The sequence below is a fragment of the Helicobacter enhydrae genome (assembly GCF_001693335.1).
Taxonomy (GTDB): Bacteria; Campylobacterota; Campylobacteria; order Campylobacterales; family Helicobacteraceae; genus Helicobacter_G; species Helicobacter_G enhydrae.
The window spans coordinates 819,149-837,707 of record NZ_CP016503.1; the positions used below are offsets into that span (position 1 = coordinate 819,149).

21 protein-coding genes are annotated in these 18,559 nt (G+C 42.7%); 10 read left to right on the forward strand and 11 right to left on the reverse strand.

Going from position 1 to position 18,559, the window contains the following annotated elements; translation table 11 throughout:
- The first annotated feature begins 1 nt into the window (after position 1).
- Both BBW65_RS03770 and BBW65_RS03775 read left to right on the forward strand, forming a co-directional pair.
- A complete protein-coding gene (locus tag BBW65_RS03770) occupies positions 2-574 on the forward strand; it encodes a rhodanese-like domain-containing protein (protein ID WP_066339931.1) in 573 nt (190 codons plus the stop codon).
- Between the two features lie 17 nt (positions 575-591).
- Positions 592-960 carry an META domain-containing protein gene (locus BBW65_RS03775; RefSeq protein ID WP_066339933.1) on the forward strand — a complete coding sequence of 123 codons (369 nt, stop codon included), beginning with the start codon at positions 592-594 and terminating at the stop codon, positions 958-960.
- 72 nt (positions 961-1,032) lie between these two features.
- Here BBW65_RS03775 and BBW65_RS03780 read toward each other — a convergent pair whose 3' ends face one another.
- From BBW65_RS03780 to speA, 3 genes are all read right to left on the reverse strand, one after another.
- The gene (locus BBW65_RS03780) at positions 1,033-2,241 is read right to left on the reverse strand and encodes an argininosuccinate synthase (protein WP_066339935.1); all 1,209 of its coding nucleotides are present in this window, start codon (positions 2,239-2,241) and stop codon (positions 1,033-1,035) included.
- A gap of 189 nt (positions 2,242-2,430) precedes the next feature.
- Entirely contained in the window at positions 2,431-3,414 is a 984-nt protein-coding gene (locus BBW65_RS03785; RefSeq protein WP_083986044.1) for a glycosyltransferase family 9 protein, read from the reverse strand.
- Positions 3,414-5,264 (reverse strand): arginine decarboxylase, encoded by a 1,851-nt coding sequence (gene speA, locus BBW65_RS03790; RefSeq protein ID WP_066339937.1) that lies wholly within the window; start codon positions 5,262-5,264, stop codon positions 3,414-3,416. The genes BBW65_RS03785 and speA overlap by 1 nt, the downstream gene beginning before the upstream one ends.
- An 88-nt stretch (positions 5,265-5,352) precedes the next feature.
- Between speA and ybeY the strand changes: the two genes are divergently transcribed.
- From ybeY to BBW65_RS03830, 8 genes are all read left to right on the forward strand, one after another.
- On the forward strand, positions 5,353-5,766 hold the full coding sequence (ybeY, locus tag BBW65_RS03795; protein ID WP_066339939.1) for an rRNA maturation RNase YbeY: 414 nt from the start codon (positions 5,353-5,355) through the stop codon (positions 5,764-5,766).
- A gap of 13 nt (positions 5,767-5,779) precedes the next feature.
- Positions 5,780-6,202 (forward strand): DUF411 domain-containing protein, encoded by a 423-nt coding sequence (locus BBW65_RS03800; protein WP_083986046.1) that lies wholly within the window; start codon positions 5,780-5,782, stop codon positions 6,200-6,202.
- 6 nt (positions 6,203-6,208) lie between these two features.
- Complete coding sequence (locus BBW65_RS03805; RefSeq protein WP_199919378.1) at positions 6,209-7,081, forward strand: shikimate dehydrogenase; 873 nt, start codon at positions 6,209-6,211, stop codon at positions 7,079-7,081.
- On the forward strand, positions 7,068-7,349 hold the full coding sequence (gene gatC, locus BBW65_RS03810; RefSeq protein WP_233702011.1) for an Asp-tRNA(Asn)/Glu-tRNA(Gln) amidotransferase subunit GatC: 282 nt from the start codon (positions 7,068-7,070) through the stop codon (positions 7,347-7,349). The genes BBW65_RS03805 and gatC overlap by 14 nt, the downstream gene beginning before the upstream one ends.
- Complete coding sequence (gene ung, locus BBW65_RS03815) at positions 7,346-8,050, forward strand: uracil-DNA glycosylase (protein WP_066339953.1); 705 nt, start codon at positions 7,346-7,348, stop codon at positions 8,048-8,050. The genes gatC and ung overlap by 4 nt, the downstream gene beginning before the upstream one ends.
- A 106-nt stretch (positions 8,051-8,156) precedes the next feature.
- The gene (locus tag BBW65_RS03820; protein WP_066339955.1) at positions 8,157-8,816 is read left to right on the forward strand and encodes an outer membrane beta-barrel protein; all 660 of its coding nucleotides are present in this window, start codon (positions 8,157-8,159) and stop codon (positions 8,814-8,816) included.
- A 70-nt stretch (positions 8,817-8,886) separates the two neighbouring features.
- Positions 8,887-9,537: an outer membrane beta-barrel protein gene (locus tag BBW65_RS03825; protein WP_066339958.1), complete on the forward strand. Its 651-nt coding sequence runs from the start codon at positions 8,887-8,889 to the stop codon at positions 9,535-9,537.
- Between the two features lie 60 nt (positions 9,538-9,597).
- On the forward strand, positions 9,598-10,212 hold the full coding sequence (locus BBW65_RS03830; RefSeq protein ID WP_066339963.1) for an outer membrane beta-barrel protein: 615 nt from the start codon (positions 9,598-9,600) through the stop codon (positions 10,210-10,212).
- Between the two features lie 1,262 nt (positions 10,213-11,474).
- Here the strand turns inward: BBW65_RS03830 and BBW65_RS03835 are convergent.
- The 8 genes from BBW65_RS03835 to BBW65_RS03870 all read right to left on the reverse strand — a co-directional run bounded on the left by BBW65_RS03835 (position 11,475) and on the right by BBW65_RS03870 (position 18,450).
- The gene (locus BBW65_RS03835) at positions 11,475-12,374 is read right to left on the reverse strand and encodes a glycosyltransferase family 2 protein (RefSeq protein ID WP_066339965.1); all 900 of its coding nucleotides are present in this window, start codon (positions 12,372-12,374) and stop codon (positions 11,475-11,477) included.
- A gap of 2 nt (positions 12,375-12,376) precedes the next feature.
- A complete protein-coding gene (locus tag BBW65_RS03840; RefSeq protein ID WP_066339968.1) occupies positions 12,377-12,673 on the reverse strand; it encodes a hypothetical protein in 297 nt (98 codons plus the stop codon).
- Between the two features lie 9 nt (positions 12,674-12,682).
- A complete protein-coding gene (locus BBW65_RS03845; RefSeq protein WP_066339970.1) occupies positions 12,683-13,996 on the reverse strand; it encodes an NFACT family protein in 1,314 nt (437 codons plus the stop codon).
- The gene (locus BBW65_RS03850; RefSeq protein WP_066339971.1) at positions 13,993-15,492 is read right to left on the reverse strand and encodes a DNA repair protein RecN; all 1,500 of its coding nucleotides are present in this window, start codon (positions 15,490-15,492) and stop codon (positions 13,993-13,995) included. Before BBW65_RS03850 ends, BBW65_RS03845 begins: the two co-directional genes overlap by 4 nt.
- Before the next feature lies 1 nt (position 15,493).
- On the reverse strand, positions 15,494-16,300 hold the full coding sequence (locus BBW65_RS03855) for an NAD(+)/NADH kinase (protein WP_066339973.1): 807 nt from the start codon (positions 16,298-16,300) through the stop codon (positions 15,494-15,496).
- A 9-nt stretch (positions 16,301-16,309) separates the two neighbouring features.
- A complete protein-coding gene (locus BBW65_RS03860; RefSeq protein ID WP_066339974.1) occupies positions 16,310-16,975 on the reverse strand; it encodes a hypothetical protein in 666 nt (221 codons plus the stop codon).
- 10 nt (positions 16,976-16,985) lie between these two features.
- Positions 16,986-17,741: a J domain-containing protein gene (locus BBW65_RS03865; RefSeq protein ID WP_066339975.1), complete on the reverse strand. Its 756-nt coding sequence runs from the start codon at positions 17,739-17,741 to the stop codon at positions 16,986-16,988.
- A 64-nt stretch (positions 17,742-17,805) separates the two neighbouring features.
- Complete coding sequence (locus tag BBW65_RS03870; protein WP_066339977.1) at positions 17,806-18,450, reverse strand: LysE family transporter; 645 nt, start codon at positions 18,448-18,450, stop codon at positions 17,806-17,808.
- Positions 18,451-18,559 lie beyond the last annotated feature (109 nt).

Genomic DNA, 18,559 nt, shown 5'->3' on the forward strand with positions numbered 1-18,559 from the left:
AATGAAAGCAATCTTTTCACTTGTATTTCTAGCGTCGTTGTTCATAGGTTATGCTCAGGATCAAAAATCTGATGATAGCCTCACTCAAGCCTTGAGTGCCACACTTGATAAAAAAACACCGCCAATCAGTCAAGAGTTGCAAAACAAGGCACAGGCATTGATCCAGTCAGCACAAAAAGATGGATTCAAATGGATCACTGCAGAGAAACTGCACACACTCCTCCAAAACCATCAAGTCGTAGTGATTGACACATCGGCTGTGGGGCAATATTTGCTAGGACATTTAGAAAATGCCAAAACTCTAGAGTTTGCACCCTATGATCATACAGCCCCCACGCAATGGAATAGCAGAGATAGTCAAGAAGTTTTTCTCAAAAAACTCGGTGCCGACAAAGAAGCGATCCTTGTGTTTTATGATGAAGGGAAACAAATCACACCAACGCGTGCGACTTCAGCGTGTATCTGGGCACATAAACTTGGCTATAAACACATCTATCAACTTGTGGGTGGCTTGAAAGCTTGGAAAGAGGCAAACTATCCTATCACGCAATCCAAACCACATTGTTGCCGCTGATATTTAGAATCTAATTGATGCAAAAATATCTATATATCTTGTTGCTATTGTTGGGAGCCCTCTTTGCCAATGAAAAATATTTTTTGGTGGCAATGAATGGCAAAAATATCGATGGATTCAACACCCCAAACAAGCCCTATATCGAATTTGAGGGCAATGATTTTTTTGGCGTCGGATTTTGCAATAGTTTTTTTGGAAATATCCAAAAACGCACAATCCAAGATCTTGCCACGACGATGATGGCTTGTGATGTGGCAACGATGGATTTGGAGCGAGAGTTATTTGCCACCTTTCAAAATGCCACATTTATCAAAAGCGACAATCACACCTTGATCGCAAGGAGCAAAGCAGGGGTGCTCAAATTCAAAAATGCCTACGCCCAATGACACACTCTCTGCTTTAGCCCTACCTGCTTTAGCCCCACACTTGCTTTAGCTCGACTTGCCCCCCCATTCAAACTAGCGACGCATTTTCCCTGAGATGATAAATCTCAAAGCATTGAGCTTGATAAATCCCTCTGCATCGCCTTGATGATAGACATTGTCCTCTTCAAAAGTAGAATATGCTTCATCAAACAAAGATTTTTGAGATTTGCGTCCAGTCACAATGATATTGCCCTTATAAAGTTTCAATCTCACTTCACCCTCCACAAACTCTTGAGTTTTGTCAATCAAAGCCTGCAAAGCCTCTCTCTCTCTTGAAAACCAATAGCCGTTGTAGATCAATGAAGCATAGCGAGGCATTAGCTCATCTTTGAGATGTGCTTCTTCGCGATCTAGCGTGATGGATTCGATTGCTCGGTGTGCTTTGAGCAAAATGCTTCCACCCGGCGTTTCATAGCAACCCCTAGATTTCATTCCAACATAACGATTTTCTACAAGATCAAGGCGTCCAATGCCGTGTTTGCCTCCAAGGAGATTCAAACGCTCTAGAAGTTTGGCAGGTGTGAGCCTCTCACCATTGATACTCACCGCATCGCCTTTCTCAAAACCGATCTCAATCTCTTCGGGGACATCAGGTGCGTCAAAAGGTGAGCAAGTCCATCTCCACATACTCTCTTCTGGTTGCGTATAAGGATCTTCCAAAATCTGCCCCTCATAAGAGATATGCAACAAATTGGCATCCATAGAATATGGGGATTGATTGGGTTTTTTCTCGATAGGGATTCCTGCATTTTGGGCATAGGAGAGGAGCTTCTCACGGCTATTGAGATCCCACTCACGCCAAGGTGCGATGATGGTGATAGCAGGATTGAGTGCATAAGCCCCAAGCTCAAACCTCACTTGATCATTGCCCTTGCCTGTCGCTCCGTGTGCGATAGCATCGGCTCCGACTTCTTTGGCAATCTCAACCAAACGCTTTGCAATCAATGGGCGCGCGATGCTCGTGCCTAGCAAATACTCCCCCTCATAAAGCGTATTGGCTCTAAACATCGGGAACACAAAGTCTCTGACAAACTCCTCTCTCAAGTCCTCGATAAAAATATTTTCTGCCTTGATTCCTAGCAGTTGTGCTTTTGCCCTTGCAGGTTCGACCTCTTCCCCCTGCCCAATGTCTGCAGTGAAAGTCACCACTTCACAACCATAAGTATCCCCAAGCCATTTCAATATCACACTTGTATCCAGTCCCCCAGAGTAAGCCAATACAACTTTTTTGACTTTTTTCATTTTGTCTCCTTTGTCAAATTTGAAGCATAATTATATAAAACCCTGCAAAAGTTCATCACTTTTGAGAATTTTTTTGGCGATTCTTGATCCATTTGCCAAAGGCTTAGCGGAAATGATTTGTTGTGATTTTGTGGAGTTTTTGGGCTTTTGTGCCACCTTACCACAAGCTAAAAGTGTGCAAGAAGGTGCTTATAGCAACTCTTGAGCTTTTTGTATAGCCTTTTTGATAAGAGTTTGTTCTACATCTGGCGTCATTTTTTCTTTTTTGCAAGGAATGATGATGAGATTTTCTATTTGCATATTTTCCCCCCTCCAAAGCATAGTATCGCGTTTAGAAAAAAGCCCCAACAAAGGGATCTTGAGATTGTTGGCGATGTGTGCGTTGCCTGTGCTAGGGGAGATGAGGAGTTTGAGGCGTTTGATGAGCTCGATGAGATTGAACAAATCTGGGGTGTTGTAAAAAATCACAATATTTTTTGGAGTATCGGTGAGCTCTAGGGTTTGAGGATTGCCCTCATAGGTGGGAATGATGAAGAGAATCTGTGGATAAAGAGAGGCTAAAGATGTTGCAAGGTGGAGCCAACCTTGCAGGGTTAGATTGTGAGAGCAGGTGCGTGAGAAAGGATTGATCATCACAAGGGTTTGCATATTTGGATAGGTAGAGAGGAAGTTCTGCACGAACTCTTGGTGCTTGGGTTGTGTTTGCAAAATGATAGGGCTGAAATCAATCTCTTGGAAATGTGTATCAAAGTGGCTAGGGTTGATTTCTCTGACAAGTTTTAGCATTCTTTGGTATTGAGGAGTTGGGCTGAAATTTCTTGAGATGAAAATCGTATGAAATTTTTGCTTAAACACACTCCCCAAACTTAGAAGCGAGATGACTTTTTGGACATTGGTTTGGTTGATGAGTTTGCATCTCCAGCGGTTGGCTTGGGTGAGGATAAAAATATCAAAATGATAAGAATCAATATGGGCTTTGAGCTCTTGGTGGGAGAATGTGTCAAGGTTGTAGAGTGCGTCGATGAAGCGGTATTGTGCATAAAGCTCAATGCCGATTGTGTTGGTATAGACGATAAGAGTGCAAGAGGGATAAAGGGCTTTGATGGCATACATCGCAGGGATTGAGACAAGATTATCCCCAATCAGTGCATCGCGATAAAATGCTATGTTCATCAATTATCCAATGGAGCAATGGTTTTGAGATAGACATTTTCGCTAAGCATAACATATAGACGCCCTAGTATGTCTTTTTTGTCTTCGTCGTTGAGGCTCTCTTGCTCCTCGATTCTGAGCTTGAGGCGTCTTTCGATCTCTTTGGTGTCATAATCAATGTCATCTAAAACATCTAAAATCGTTTGGGCTTCCAAAATATCTGTGATTTCATAGCCTTTGTTGAGTTCTGAATCAAGCACGACGCTAAACTCTGTGGGGTGTGTGAATAGATTGTGCCTCATTCCCAATACTTCTTGATAAGCACCCACGAGGAAAAAGCCCAAAAAATATTCTTCTTTTGTCACATCCACATCGTGCAAAAACAAAGGCTTGGAGGGGTTAAAAGCGATTTCCCCATCGCTATCACAAGTGATGTCCCAAAGACTCGCACTGCGTGTTGGGCGTTTGTTGAGGCGATCAAGAGGCATTACAGGGAAATTTTGCTCCAATCCCCAATAATCTGGCAGGCTTTGGAAAAACGAGCAGTTGAGCAGGTAGCGTTCTTGGATTTGCTCTTGGATTCTGATGATTTCATTGTGGTTTTTGTGTCTTAGAAGCTTGATCACCTTTTTGATCACCAAATGCACCAACACTTCTGTGTTGCTGCGATCTTGCAAATCAATATACCCCAAATCAAAAAGTGTCAGCAAAGATTCCATATGATCTAGGCTATCGTGGAGATACTCTATGGCGTTTTTTTCATTGATACTTTGATAGAGATCGAGTAGCTCTTCGATGAGCGGGGGGTTTTTGTCTTTGAGTTTGAGGGCTTTTTCATCGTATTCTTGTGAAAATAGCTCAAGCACAGGGGCTATCAAAACGGCGTGAGAAGCGGCGATGAAGCGTCCTGATTCGATATAAATGTCAGGCTCGGGTTCTTTTTTGTTTTTGGCGATCTCACGCAGTGAAAAAACGACATCGCCACTGAACTCATTGAGCGTGTAGTTGCGATGATGATTTTGGGAGTGTTGGGTGTATTCCACTGCCAATCCCCCACCAATATTGACACAAGTCAAATGCTTGGCTCCCTTTTTCCTAAGCTCAGCATAAATATTCCCCGCCTCCCTCAGAGCCTTTTTGAGTGGGGAAATGTCGCTGATTTGGCTACCTATATGGAAATGGATCATCGTAAAAAGGTGCAAAAGATTGTTTTTCTCTAGCAGTGCAATCGCCTCCAATAGCTCTGTGCTATTGAGACCAAATTTGGAATTGATCCCTCCACTTTTTGCCCAGATACCGATCCCACTGCTATGGAGTCTAATGCGTAAGCCGATCTTGGGATAGGGGGCATTGAACTCTTGAGCAACTTCAATAATGCTCTCAAGCTCGTTAAGTCCCTCGATCGTGAGGGTGATGTCATGCCCCATATTAGCAGCGATAAACCCCAAAGAAATCATCTCTTTGTCTTTGAATCCATTGACCGTGATTGGAGAGTTTTTGTTGGTGTAAGCCATCGCAAGGATCAGCTCGGCTTTGCTTCCTGCCTCAAGCCCATAGCAAAGCTCTTGGCTGAGTTCTACAAGGGGGAGCACAAAATTGGGCATTTGATTGACTTTGAGGGGGAATACGGCTTTGAACGCCCCTTGATAATTGTATTCTTGGATAGAGGATGTAAAGCTTGAGAAAATTTTATCAATCTGATTCTTGATCAGATGTGGGAAACGCAAAAGCAAAGGACCTCTATATCCTTGTTCCCTGATGTCTTTGACAATATCAATAAGTGCGGGTTTGGTGTGCGTTCCGACTTTTACTACGCCATCTTCGATAATGAAGTCATTGTTGGACCAAAGATTTATGCCATAATCAACCATTTGTAAGCCCCTATGCGAGAATCTAGACTAAGCCAAAATTATATCATTTTGATGTAGAATTTAGGTTTTATCATTCAAGGGAAAAGAAGTGGTTTATTTTGAGAATCGAAGTGCTTTGGAGTGCGAAGAGATTGATTGGGGAGCGTTGTGTGATTGCCAAAAAGATATTGAAGTGTTGATCCTTGGAGATGAAGAGATGAGCCATTTCAATCAAACCTATCGCAACAAAGAGGGGATCACCGATGTGCTGTCGTTTCCTTATGAACAAGATGTGCCAAATCTCCCTTTGGGAAGCATTGTGATGAGTGCGACTTTGATTGCCAAAAAAGCTCAAGAATATGGACATAGCATAGAAGATGAGATCAGGCTGTTGTTCATTCACGGATTTTTACATTTGCTAGGATATGATCATGAGGTGGATTATGGAGAGCATCGTGCCAAAGAAGAAGAGATGATCGTGTCTTTGGGGTTGCCCTCTAGTCTCATAGTCCGTAATTCTTAATATGGAGGAAAAAATGCGTTTTTTACTGATTATTTTGAGTGTGTTTTGGTTTGCATTTGCTCAAGAGAAGGTTGTTGTGTATGAGAATCCCACTTGCTCTTGCTGTAAGCTTTGGTCAAAGCACTTGAGAGAAAATGGGTTTGAGGTGAAAGAGGTGAAAACAAATGAGTGGCTTCAACTCAAAGAGAAGCACAAGATCTCTCAAGAACTTCAAAGCTGTCATACTGCAGAAGTGGAGGGGTATTTTTTGGAGGGACATATTCCTGCAGAAGATATAAAGCGTTTGCTTGAGGAGAAACCTCAAGGTGTTGTGGGGCTTAGCGTGCCGGGTATGGTTATAGGGAGTCCGGGTATGGAACAAGGATGGAGAAAAGAATCTTACAAGGTGTATTTCATCAAAAAAGACGGGAGCACTGGGGTTTGGGCACAGCATTGAGAGAGTTTGACAGATGTTGGCTTGTATGATACAGGAGGCAAAATGCAAACTTATGCCGTGATGGGTAACCCCATCTCCCACTCTCTCTCCCCTATCATTCACTCTGCGTTGTTTGAGCATTTCCACATCAATGCAAAGTATGAAAAAATCCTTTTGTCAGACTTCGAGCAGTTTTTGCCGACATTTTTGAGGCTCAATGGAGCGAATATCACCTTGCCATACAAACAAAACGCGTTTGCGATTTGCGATGAAGTGAGAGGGGAGGCTGTTGAGATCGGTGCTGTGAATACCATAGTTTGGGAAAATCAAAAAATCATAGGTTACAACACCGATGTTTTGGGATTTTTGAAATGTATCGAGGGGATGGAGTTTGAAAATGCTTTGATTCTTGGGGCGGGTGGGAGTGCCAAAGCAGTCGCCTATGCCCTCAAAAGCAGAAAAATCCCCGCAAGTGTTTATAATCGCAATGCAGAGAGGCTCGAAGCATTTGCACAAGAGGGGTTTGAGGTGATACACCAATGCCAAACATTGCAGAATCAATCCTTTGATTTGGTTGTCAATGCCACAAGTGCAGGGGTTGATGGCTCATCTCTCCCTTTGGCAGAGGCTATCCTCTCCCCTCTCCTTGAAAACTCCAAAATGAATATTGATTTGATGTATGCCAACTCCTCGCAAATCCAAACCTTGCGTGATTTGAGGGGGTTTTTGTCACAGCGTCCCAAAACCGCATTTTGTGCGTTGGATCAGAAGTGCCATAGTATCGATGGGTTAGATATGCTAGTATATCAAGCAATTTTTGCCTTTTTGATTTTCACACGGCGTGATGAAGATTTTGAGGCGATGGAAGCTATATTTTATGGAGGAAATGATGAAGATTGATGATGTCTTGTTGGGCAAACTAGAGAAGCTTGGAATGATTGAGATTGCACAGGATCAAAAAGAAGACACCAAAAAGCAACTCTCTGAGATTGTGGGGTTTATGGATAATCTTGGTGCTTTGGATTTGGATGATATAGTGCTAGACAATGACTTGCAAACGCCGATGAGGGAGGATGTCGTGCGTGATGGCGGAGTGAGGGATATGGTGCTATCAACAGCACCCAATGCCAAAGATGGATTTTTCATTGTTCCAAAAATTATCGAATGATTAATGTCGATGCGATAGCGATTTGCGATGAGTGGAAACAGGCTCTTAGGACAGAGTTTGAGAAGCCATATTTTGCAAAAATCAAAGAATCTTATCTTGCCTGCAAAGCCAATGGGGGCGTGATTTTCCCAAAGGCTTCACACACTTTTGAAGCCCTCAATCGCGTCAAGCCTAGTGATTTGAAAGTGGTGATTTTGGGGCAAGACCCTTATCACGGAGGAGAGATGATTGATGGTAGATTCGTTCCTCAAGCGATGGGGCTAAGTTTCAGTGTGCCTGATGGATTGAAAATTCCTCCAAGCTTGCAAAACATCTATAAGGAATTGCACCTAAGTTTAGGGATCCACCCGCCAAAAAGTGGCAATCTCACCAAATGGTGCGATCAAGGGGTGTTGCTTCTCAATAGCATTTTGTCCGTAGAGCAGGGCAAGCCCGCTTCTCATCGCCATTGGGGGTGGGAGCAATTCACCGATGCTGTGATTGTTTATATTGCGACGCATTTGCAGGGCGTGGTTTTTATGTTGTGGGGGAATTATGCGAAGAAAAAAGCAAGTTTGATCGACACTCAAGCTCATTGCGTGATCACTGCTCCTCATCCTAGCCCTTTGGCACAAGGTTTTGTGGGGAGTGGAGTGTTTGTCAAAGCCAATGAGGCATTGAAGCAAATGGGCAAGTCACCGATTAAGTGGGAAATTTTGTAAAACTCTCTATCTTTTTGTAGTAAATGGAATTTAAATTTTAGATTTTAAATACGATATACTCCATAGAACTGAAAATGGTTCAGATACCTCAAAACTAGGAGTAAAAATGAAAAAGAAATTGTTGAGTTTGATTCTTGCCTCTTGTGCATTGGTTTCTGTATCTCAAGCACGATTTTTTGTTGGAATCGAGGGTGGCTACACTGCTTTGGGTATTCCTGACAGCAATTCCACTACAGACAAAATGGTTTTCAAAACCGTCTCTGTTGGAGAGATTGGAGATATGTTCAAAAACAATCCTGAAGGATTTTTGCTCAATCTGACTTTGGGCTCGGAGTATTTTTTCGGTGATTATGTCGGATTGAGATGGGATGCTGGAGTAGGATATAGTAGTGTTGTTATTGGTTTGGGAGATCTTGGTCAAAATGCAAAGGGTTTTGCAAAAGAAAAACTTGGAGCACTGGTTTCTATGGCAGATTTGGACTTGATGGTAAATCTTGTCAATCGTGGGAACTTTAGCTTTGGTGTTTTTGGAGGCGTGGGGGCAGATTATAGATATTATTTCCCTAATGGCGAAAGCAAACAACACACTCTTACTTTTGTAGGGCGTGCTGGTGTCACTACGCTTATCGGACAACGCAATCGCTTTGAAATCTTTGCCAAACTTCCTTTTATGGACATGGCTTCAGCAACAAAAAGCAATAAGGAGAAGACCTTTGCCGCATTACCTGCTGTAACCATCGGTGCAGGTTACAAATATCTCTTCTAAAAAGTGGTGGGCTTAGCCCCACTCGCTTAGCAACAAGCATTTTTGATTGATAGTGTTAAATGGAGTAAAAATGAAAAAGAAATTATTGAGCTTGATTCTTGCCTCTTGTGCATTGGTCTCTGTATCTCAAGCACGATTTTTTGTTGGAATCGAGGGTGGCTATACTGCCACAATTGCTGATGGCACAGGTTTGACTGCCAATAGTATGCGATTGGTGCTACCTGCTGTAGATACCGTTTTCAAAGCTTTTGATCATGGGGTCAAGGGGTATAGTGTTGGCGGAGTTTTTGGATCAGAAAATTTTTGGGGAGATTATTTGGGCACACGCTGGGGGATTGATGTGGGCTACACTTCGGTATATACAAAAGCCACGAATGTTGTATCAGAGTTTTTGAATGTGGGTTGGAGCTCTGATGTATTGGTCAATTTTGTCAATACAGGGGCGTTTAGCTTGGGGATTTTTGGTGGAGCAAGCACGGATTATCATTACGATATGAGAGCATCAGAACGATGTGCAAACCAAAAAGCTATAGCATCACATTTGCTTGATTTTTCTTGGCGTGCAGGAGTGAGTGCAATGCTTGCCAATCATCATCGTTTGGAATTTTTGGCAAAAATGTATCTTGGCTCATTAAATATTGCTACAGATAGGGCTGTGTTAGGTGGCGTTAGAGTGCCTGTGCATTCTAGTTTGATGGCAAGTTATAAGTTTGTTTTCTAACAAATGTCATTTGGGCTATGAGCCCAAAATGTATAGGGGAAATCCAAAATAAGGGAATCAATGAGGATTCTTTGTGTTATCGCATTTTTTTTGGCAATGCTTGAGGCACGATTGTATGTCGGTTTTGAGGCTGGGTATAGCACTCAAGGGATACAAACCGCAGAAGCTCCAAACAATTTCTCTGTTTCAGCAATCACTCTCAATAGCTTAGCTGATAGTTTGGAAAACCAATCGCGTGGATACACATTGAATCTCGTTTTTGGTAATGAGCATATTGTCGCCAATGTCTTTGGCTCAAGGATTGGCGTTGGCGTTGGCTATACGCAGACACACGATCAGACTGATTATCGTTTTGTGGATTTGAGCCTCAATGGTGCTTTGATGTTGGATCTGTATAATGATGGCAACTATAGTGCAGGGATTTTTGGTGGAGCTGAAGTGGGCTATCAATATGTGATGCGTGAGAAGCCTATTGCCACCCAAAGCCCCCATTTGCTAAATCTCTACGGCAATACGGGATTTAGTTTTTTGATTGCTAGACACCATCGCTTGGATTTTGTGGCGAAGCTCCCTCTTTCTTCTGTCAGTTTTTTTGATGGCAAACAAATGCTGATCGGAGGTAAGAGAGTGTTTGTGAGAACAAGTTTTTTGGGGAGTTATAAATATGTTTTTTGAGTTTTGAATCTTTTTCAAATTTTCCCAAAAGATTCCAAAAATCATCAAACCCCACTACTTCAATACAATCACGGCAAACCGCCTCCCAAACTAACCTTGTAGAACTCTAGAGATTTTAGAATCGCCAAAGAGCTCATTTTACAAAACGCCATTTGCCAGTAATTTTGTGCGATTGGATTCTTTGGTTGTTGAATCTTAGTTTGAGTGAAGCACGGATTTGGGGAATTCTTGATTTGATTTGTTTGCTAGTTTTTGAGATTGCTTTTGCACAAGCACATTTCTTAATCACCAAATCCCACTTTACTTTTTTCTATAAGGGACACAAGGGGGTTTATTGCGAGGCACCCCCCTTATCCCCCTTAAAATCCCCCAAACCCCTGCCCGCTTTTTGTGTGTTACCCACATTAGTTTGACTTTGTTTTGATTCTTTGGTGTTTTAGGTTTGTTTTTTGATTTGATTGATTTGAATCTAGATTCTAGATTCTAGTATTTCTTTACTAATTCTTAGAATCTTTAGAATCTTTGTGAAAGTATTTTTAATTCTTGATTCTTTGGATTCTTGGATTCTTAGAATCTTTTTGAGAAGTTTTATTTTTGATTTTTAGAATCTCTTTACAAACTCTCAAAAAACTCTAATCAATCATCAAACCTCACTATTTCAATATAAGCATAAACAACTGCTGACCAAACCAACCTTGTAGAACCAAAAAAGATTCCAAGTCAATGTAATCTTGAACGAGCCTTGCTAATGCAATGCTGGGGTTATGGGGGTTGTTAAGGGGGATAAGGGGAACGCTTGCTATAAGTTCCCCTTGCCCCCCCTTAAGAGAGATCCTAGGGGATTCTAGAATTGTATAAAGGGTGGTTTGCTCAAAGTCAACTTGAAAAGAAAGCCCCTAGAGATTCTAGAATCACCAAAAAGCCATACTCCCACAACCAACTTCAAAAGAAAAACTCCAAGCTAAGCTTGAGAAACTAGAAAATATGCTTTTGCCAAAGCAACTCAAAGAAGGAGAATCCAAAAGATTCTAGAATTGCTAAAGAGCAGAGTTCCCCCAAGCCAAAGCCAAAAAAGAGAATCCAAGAGAATCTAGAATCACCAAAAAAGCATAACTCCCAACAAACCAACTTCAAAAGAAACCCAAGCTAAGCTTGAAAACTATAAAATGTGCTTTTGTCAAAGCACCAAAGCCCCTTAAAGCCTCAACAAACATTTTGAAATTTCAGATAGGGAGAGGAGGGGCAGAGAGACGGAAGGGGGATCATTTGGGAGGTTTTGAAACCAACTGATAGTGTTTTTTGGAAAATCTCAACCCCAGCCATTTCTCCAAACACATCATCATCCGATGACGCTTCTCACGACTTGTGAGCTTGTGGTTTGGATTGGGTTGATAGAGCTTGGGAGTCCCATAGTCATCTGTGTTTTCTTGGAGCCATTCTTGCACCACCAAAGAATGCGTGCCCTCAAAACGCTCCAACACCTTTGAATCAATCTCTGCATAAGAATAAGCTCTAGGCTGATGTTTCCAATATTTCGCCACTTTGCGATGCTTGAGCGTCATCTGTGCTTCACTACGCACCCAACCATAGTGATACACCTTCGCATCGACCAAAACCGCCCGAGGGTAGCGTCCGTTTTTGTTATCTTTGTCTAGCACCACCCAAAACAATCCATCAGGAGCATAGCTCCTCACGCTAGTTTTGATCGCCCTCACTTCACTACGATACCACGCCGGAGAGTTGGCAATCGTATGAGCATTGCCATAAAAATGGAGATAAGAAAACGCCAGAGCCTCCACCTCATCATCATCAAGATAAGCCTCCATTGCACTCCTAATCTTGGGCAAATCCTCCTGATGCAACACCTCATCAGCCTCCAGATAAAACGCCCAATCCCCACTGCATTGGAATTGTGCGATCATCTTTTGCTGTCCATACACATAGCCTTTGGCAGTCATATTTTCACACCAAACCGATGTGATGATTTTGATTTTGCTATGCTCTTGGGCGAGTTTTTGGATTTGCTCCAAAGTGTCATCTTCACCCCCCCCCACATTCACGATAAACTCATCGACCAAAGGCAAAATAGAAAGGATGGATTGGATATAGGGATAGCCCAAAATACTTCCGTTTTTGATAAAAGTGAAACCACTGATTCTCATCGCTACGCCCTAATATCTAGCAAATGTTCTGATGAAGCCGCCTCTTGCTCTTCTTGCTGTTGTGGCGACTCTTGCCTGTCTTGTTGTTGGGATTGGTTTTGAGAATCTGCATCCGGATTGATTGCCTCGTTTTCCTCAAGTTTCCTCACCTCTGCGACTGCATCGAGCTTGTTTTGGAAGTCTTGCATATTGGCAAGATTTGCAATATCTGCCCGATGTTGATTGGCAGATTGCACACTTGAGCTCACTTGTGCGTTTTGGTTGATATAAGTAAGATTTCCGATTCCTGTAACTGACATAAATCCTCCTCAAACCCTTAGGCTTTTTTGTTTGGCATAGACCACATTGGACCCTTCAACGATTTTCACAAACTTGCGTTTTGTATAATCGACCACAATATTTTTATCCAAAATCCCATTTAATCCTGCCAAAATCTTGGCACTCTGAGCAATCACCTCTTCACGCACGGCTTGTTTCCCACAATGGATAATCATATGAGAGGATGGGATCCCCTGCAAATGCAGCCACAGATCCTCTCCTTTGGCGTCTTGCAATAGCTTGATGTTTTCTTTGGCATTGCGTCCCATCGACACCTTGAACGCGTCCAAAAAAAAGCTCTCATAGTCTTTTTTGCCCTCTTTTTTTCTTTTGGAAGTTTTGGTTTCAAAGATACGCAACGCCTCATAGCTCTCTGCCCGATCGATAAATGCAAGTTTTTTGAGCAAAAAATCCATTTTGCCCTTGAGGCTTTCTTGTTGCAAATGCAAGTTTTGCAATCGCTTCTTTGCCTTTTTGCTTTGGGCAAAAAAGTAATTTGCCCCTTGAGCATAGGCATACACCTTGGATGGAAACGCGATTTCCACACACTCCCCACTCTCCATATCTTGCAAATTGATTGTTGATTCAAAATGCCCTAGCTTGTGCAAATGTGCCAAAATCAAACTCCCCCATTTCTGCATTTTGTCTGCCTCTTGTTGTAATTCCTCTTCTTGGGGCAAGGCACACAACATCTCTTGGGTTTGCTCGTATTTTTTTTGCACAGCAAGTTTGAGATTGGCTTTTTGGGTCGAGATTTTTTGGGCATTGCGTTGCTCACACACTTCTCCAAGCCTATCTCTTAGCCCCTCCAATGGCTCTGCCTCACTGCACACACATTCTTGAGGTTGGGGCAATGGGACAAAAGGGGCTTTGGGACGGATCACACGCACACCTTGAGTGATATGGTGCAAACAATCCACAATCCTATAAGCACTATCGCACAAAATCACATTGGTATAACGCCCCGTGCATTCAAAATGCAAATACATCTTCTCCTGCTTATAGGGCAACACATACCAAAACTCAAACACCAAAATCCGATTGTTCCCATCCACAGAAACACGCTCTATCTTGGATCTAGAGCAATAACGCAAAAGTGCCAAATCAAACGCCGACTGATAGACATTCCCCAAAATCTTCGCCTCACTCACAAAGATCGCACTTCTCCCCCTTGTCATATCCAAATAAAAAGTATCAAAATCCAAACACAGACAAAACAGATTTTCCTCGACACGACGCAAAGAATACATCTGCTGATAGCCCCCAAACATCTGTGCGATTGCTTTAAGCCTTGAGAGTTTCACTCCCTAACCCCCAGCTTCATTTTGGCAAAATCTAGTGCCTCTTGGCTGAGCTTTGATCCACTAATCATTCTAGCGATCTCATACACGCGTCCCTGATCATCTAGAGCCGCCATCACGCTCCCCTGCTCCGTCTTTTGCACGACAAAATGCCTATCAGCCAGTGCAGGTAAGTGGGGCTGATGAGAGATAGCAAAAATCTGATATTGCTTAGAGAGCTTTTGCAACACCTTTGCCACTCCCTCACTCTCCTCGCCACTCAGATTGGCATCAATCTCATCAAGCAACAGCACCCCCTGCGTATTGGAGAGTGCCAAAACCGCCAAACGCAAACGATTGTATTCACCAGAGCTCAATTTCTCACAGCCACAATCATTGAGCACGATTTCAAGTGCATCAAGCCCCAAAGGATGCAACTCCACTTCCTGCCATTTCAAATCGATCTTGCTAAGCTTGAGAAGCCCTCCCAACGCATTGAGCTCAGCGATCAAAGAGGGCAGAGCCTCCTGCCGTTTGATAGAGATCTTGCTCCCTAGTGCCATCAACTCTTGGTAGATTCTCTCCCTTTGCTCCTCTAGGGCTTTTTCCTCTGTGTCTAGGTTTTGATAAGAGGATAGTTTCTGCTTTTGCTCCTCTAGGCGTTTGAGTGCCTCCTCAACCCCACCATAACGCCCGATCAACGCCGATATTGCCGATAAACGATTCAAAACCTCTTCAGCGTTTTCTTCATTTAGCTCATTGAGCTTTTCTTTTTCGCTCAAAATGAGTCCCTCCACCTCGCATAGCACCTCATCATAATGAGGGATTTCTTGTTGCACAAGTGTCAGAAACTTACGCACCTCCACCATTCCCTCAATCGCCCTCAACGCCTCAAATGCCTGTTGCTCTATCTTGTCTTTTTTGGAAAGTCGTTTTTTATACTCTAGTAGCTCCTCATATTCCATCGGCTTGGGATTGACACTCTCTATGCGTTCGATTTCAAATTGTGCAAACTCCACAAGCTCTGCGATGTTTTTTTGTTGGAGTCTGACTTCTTGGAGCTGTTTTTGGATTGTTTGGTATCGCTCAAAGCCCCTTGCATACTCCTCCACACACTGCCCTGCGATCCTACTATCTAGCAATCTCAACAAAAAATCACTCTGCAACTCATTGGAGTTTTTGTGGCTCAACCATTTGAGATATGGGCTGAATATCTGCTCGAAGCGTTTTTTGGAAGCACTTTGGTGGTTGAGAAAATAACGGGTTTTGTCTTTTTTGAACACTTGCAACACGAGCTCATCTTCTACCAGAAACTCCCCCAGATCCTCCACGCCCTCCAAACTCGCCTCAAGTGCCAAAGCATTACACTCTTTGAGCCCAAAAATCGCCAAAAGGGAATGAAAAAAAACTGATTTCCCTGCCCCACTTGCCCCACTAATGACATTGAGCCCCTTGTCAAAATACAGCAAAGCCTCATCAAATGCGGGGGATTTTTTGATCAACATTCTCTCGATTTTCATCTCAAACGCCCCAATGAAACTTTTCTCTCAAGACTTCAAAATAATCGTGATTTTTGGGATAAAGCAAAGACATACAATCCCCCTCGCAACAAATCCTAAGGCACTGATCAGGCTTCAAATCAAAAGCTTTTTGCCCATCGATGATGATTTGCGAATCTGCAAGCACTCCAAACTCTAGCACCACCTCTTCATCTAGGATCATCGGGCGTTGTGTCAAAGAATGAGGAGCAAGAGGGGTGAGCAAAATGCTTTTGCATTTGGGATGCACCACACTCCCCCCTGCTGAAATGTTATAAGCCGTAGAACCCAAAGGGGTGGCGACAATCAACCCATCACAACGATAATGATTGAAAATTTTGGCATCGATTTTGGCATCGATTTGCACCATCGTGGGGAGATCCTTTTTGGAAATCAAAACCTCATTGATTGCATTGCATATCTTTTGCTCATCAAGCCATACGCTAAGCATTTTGTATCTCTCAAGGGTGTATTGCCCCTCACACAAATCTTGGATAAACGCCCTAAATGCAGATAGTGGGATAGTCAGAAATCCAAGCCACCCTGCATTCACCCCCAAAATTGGCAATGCGTGGGTTTGGTGCATTGTGGCAATCAAAGTCCCATCCCCACCAAGAGAAATCAAAAAATCGCATTCTTGCTCCATCCTCTTGATGTCTTGCTCTGTGAAATCCAGCCCCTTGCACAACACCTCAAACCCAAACTCTTCAAGCACCTCAAGGCACTCTGTGAGCTTGGCTTGGGCAACATTGGGACGCAAAAAAATGCCGATACATTTTTGGGTTAGCATTCTCTCACACTATTGCAAAACATAAGCACGGATGAAAAACCCTCGTTTGTTTTTCTTCTGCACGCTCAATCCCTGAAACACTGCCATATTGGGCAAAGATGACTTGAGATAGACAAACACCTCTTTGGCACGGAATGAAGCCAATCCCTCTTGTTTGAGTCTTGACCCGGGACCGCGATATTTCAAATCATCGACAACACCCACAACCTCAAGAGCTATAATCTTTTGTTTTTGCACAAGCAATGCTTTGATCCCTGCAGTCAGATTGGCTTTGCATTGTTTGGAAAGGGTGTATTGCCCCACTCTTGCGTCATAGCATTCTGCGACAACTTTGGCTTGTGGCTTGATCACATATTGCAATCTTTGGATCGCGTCTTTTGTTTGATCTTTGAGAAGTTGGTTTTCTTTCTGCAAGTTTGCGATCTCTTCGTTTTTGCCCTCTATCTCTTTGGTGAGAGTATTGATTTTTTGTTCCATCTTGACTTCTTTGGAAGTCTGCATGGCACTTATATCTTGTATCTGCACAGCCAATCTAGGCTTCACAAAAAAATAATAAACCCCAAAACACAAAACCCCCAGCAAAATCGAAATACTCAAAAACCCCAAAACAAAAGCAAAAAACCCTTTTCTTTTGTTTTCTCCACTTGGTGCATTATTGTTGCTACTCAAATCCATATTTTCTCCTTTATGCTTTTGCTAAACTCGCACGAATTGTCTCAAACGCATTGCGAATGAGTAAAAATTTTTGCTGATAACATTGCACCAAATCGGCATTTTCTCCAAAGACATTATCAGGGTGGTATTGACGCACAAGTCTGATATAACGCTTACGCACAGCCTCAAAATCATCGCCGATTTGAGAATCTAGGAGCAAATACTCACTCTCCAAATGCAACTCTTGGCGTGTCAAGTGCTTCTGGCGTCTTTTGAAATCAAAACTCAACAAAAGATTCCCCACAATCCTCTCTTGAATGAGTATCATAAACTCTTCCCAAAACCCCTTCGCATTGCTATTGAGCAACACCTCATCCTCTGTAATATCACAAATAAATCTCTGAAACAATCCCAAAATCGCACGCTTCACCCTCAAATCTTTGGCAGGGATTTTGAGTCGGATCCTCGATGGAGAAAGCACCTCCACAGGGATACGAATGCAATGTGCAATGCTGTTTTGTCTAAGGATTTTGATACGAATGGGCAAAAGAGAGAATTTGAACAAATCCACCACGCGTATTTCACTTTTGCACTCTTGGAGATGATAAACCCAATTCAAAAAATATTCTTTTTTGACCTTGCGTTTGTCATCCAAAATCAACAGCGTATTAGAAAGCTTGTGTGTGTGGCTAAAATATCTCTTGGCATTTTCTAATATTTTGTTGAGGAACATATTATCTTCGCAAATTTGTATTTGAATGTATTTTGGATAAATGCCGATGTTCATAACCCTTTGACCCTAAAGAAAGATGAGATATTTTACTTAAATTTTTGAATCTTTGGGACAAAACCTAAAACCCCGCCAACTTCATCCCACTCTGAAACACCAAACTCACCCCAAAGCCCAAAAAAACAATCATCGTCACCTGATCGATGCGTTTGGAATAACGCATAAACAGCTCAAAAACCCTCTTGATGCTCAGAAACTCCACGACACAACAAAACCACACACTAGGGATCAACAGCATAATCCCAAGCAACAATAGCAAACAATCCAGTGGCACCTTTGGAGGAAGCTGACTCAAAATAATACTCACAAACACGATGGGTTTGGGATTCAAAAGATTGGTCAATAAGCCCTGTATGAAGCTTTTCCACGCCGTTTCCTCAAACCGCAACTCATTTTCTAGATCCCACGCTTGTTTCCCGAGCGATTTGAAAATCCCAAACGCCAAATACACCAGATAAATCCCCCCACACATCTGAATCACGACAAGCAGATTTGCCTCCTGCAGAAGTGCGATTGCAAAAAACCCAAGCACCAGCCACACCAAAGTGCCTAGCACGATCCCAGCCACAGAGCCAATAGCGTATTTTTTGCCTTTGGCGATTGTCGTCCTCACGACCAAAAACATATCCGCACCGGGCATCACCACCGCACTCACCCAAATAGACAATATCCCTAGCACAGCACTAGAGAGCAAAAATTCAAGCATTGTTTTCCTTTATCCGACATCCCACCCAAACCAAAACGCAAATGATAATCAATCCAATACAACAACACACAACAACTTGGAAGAATTGTTACAAACATTCAAAATAACG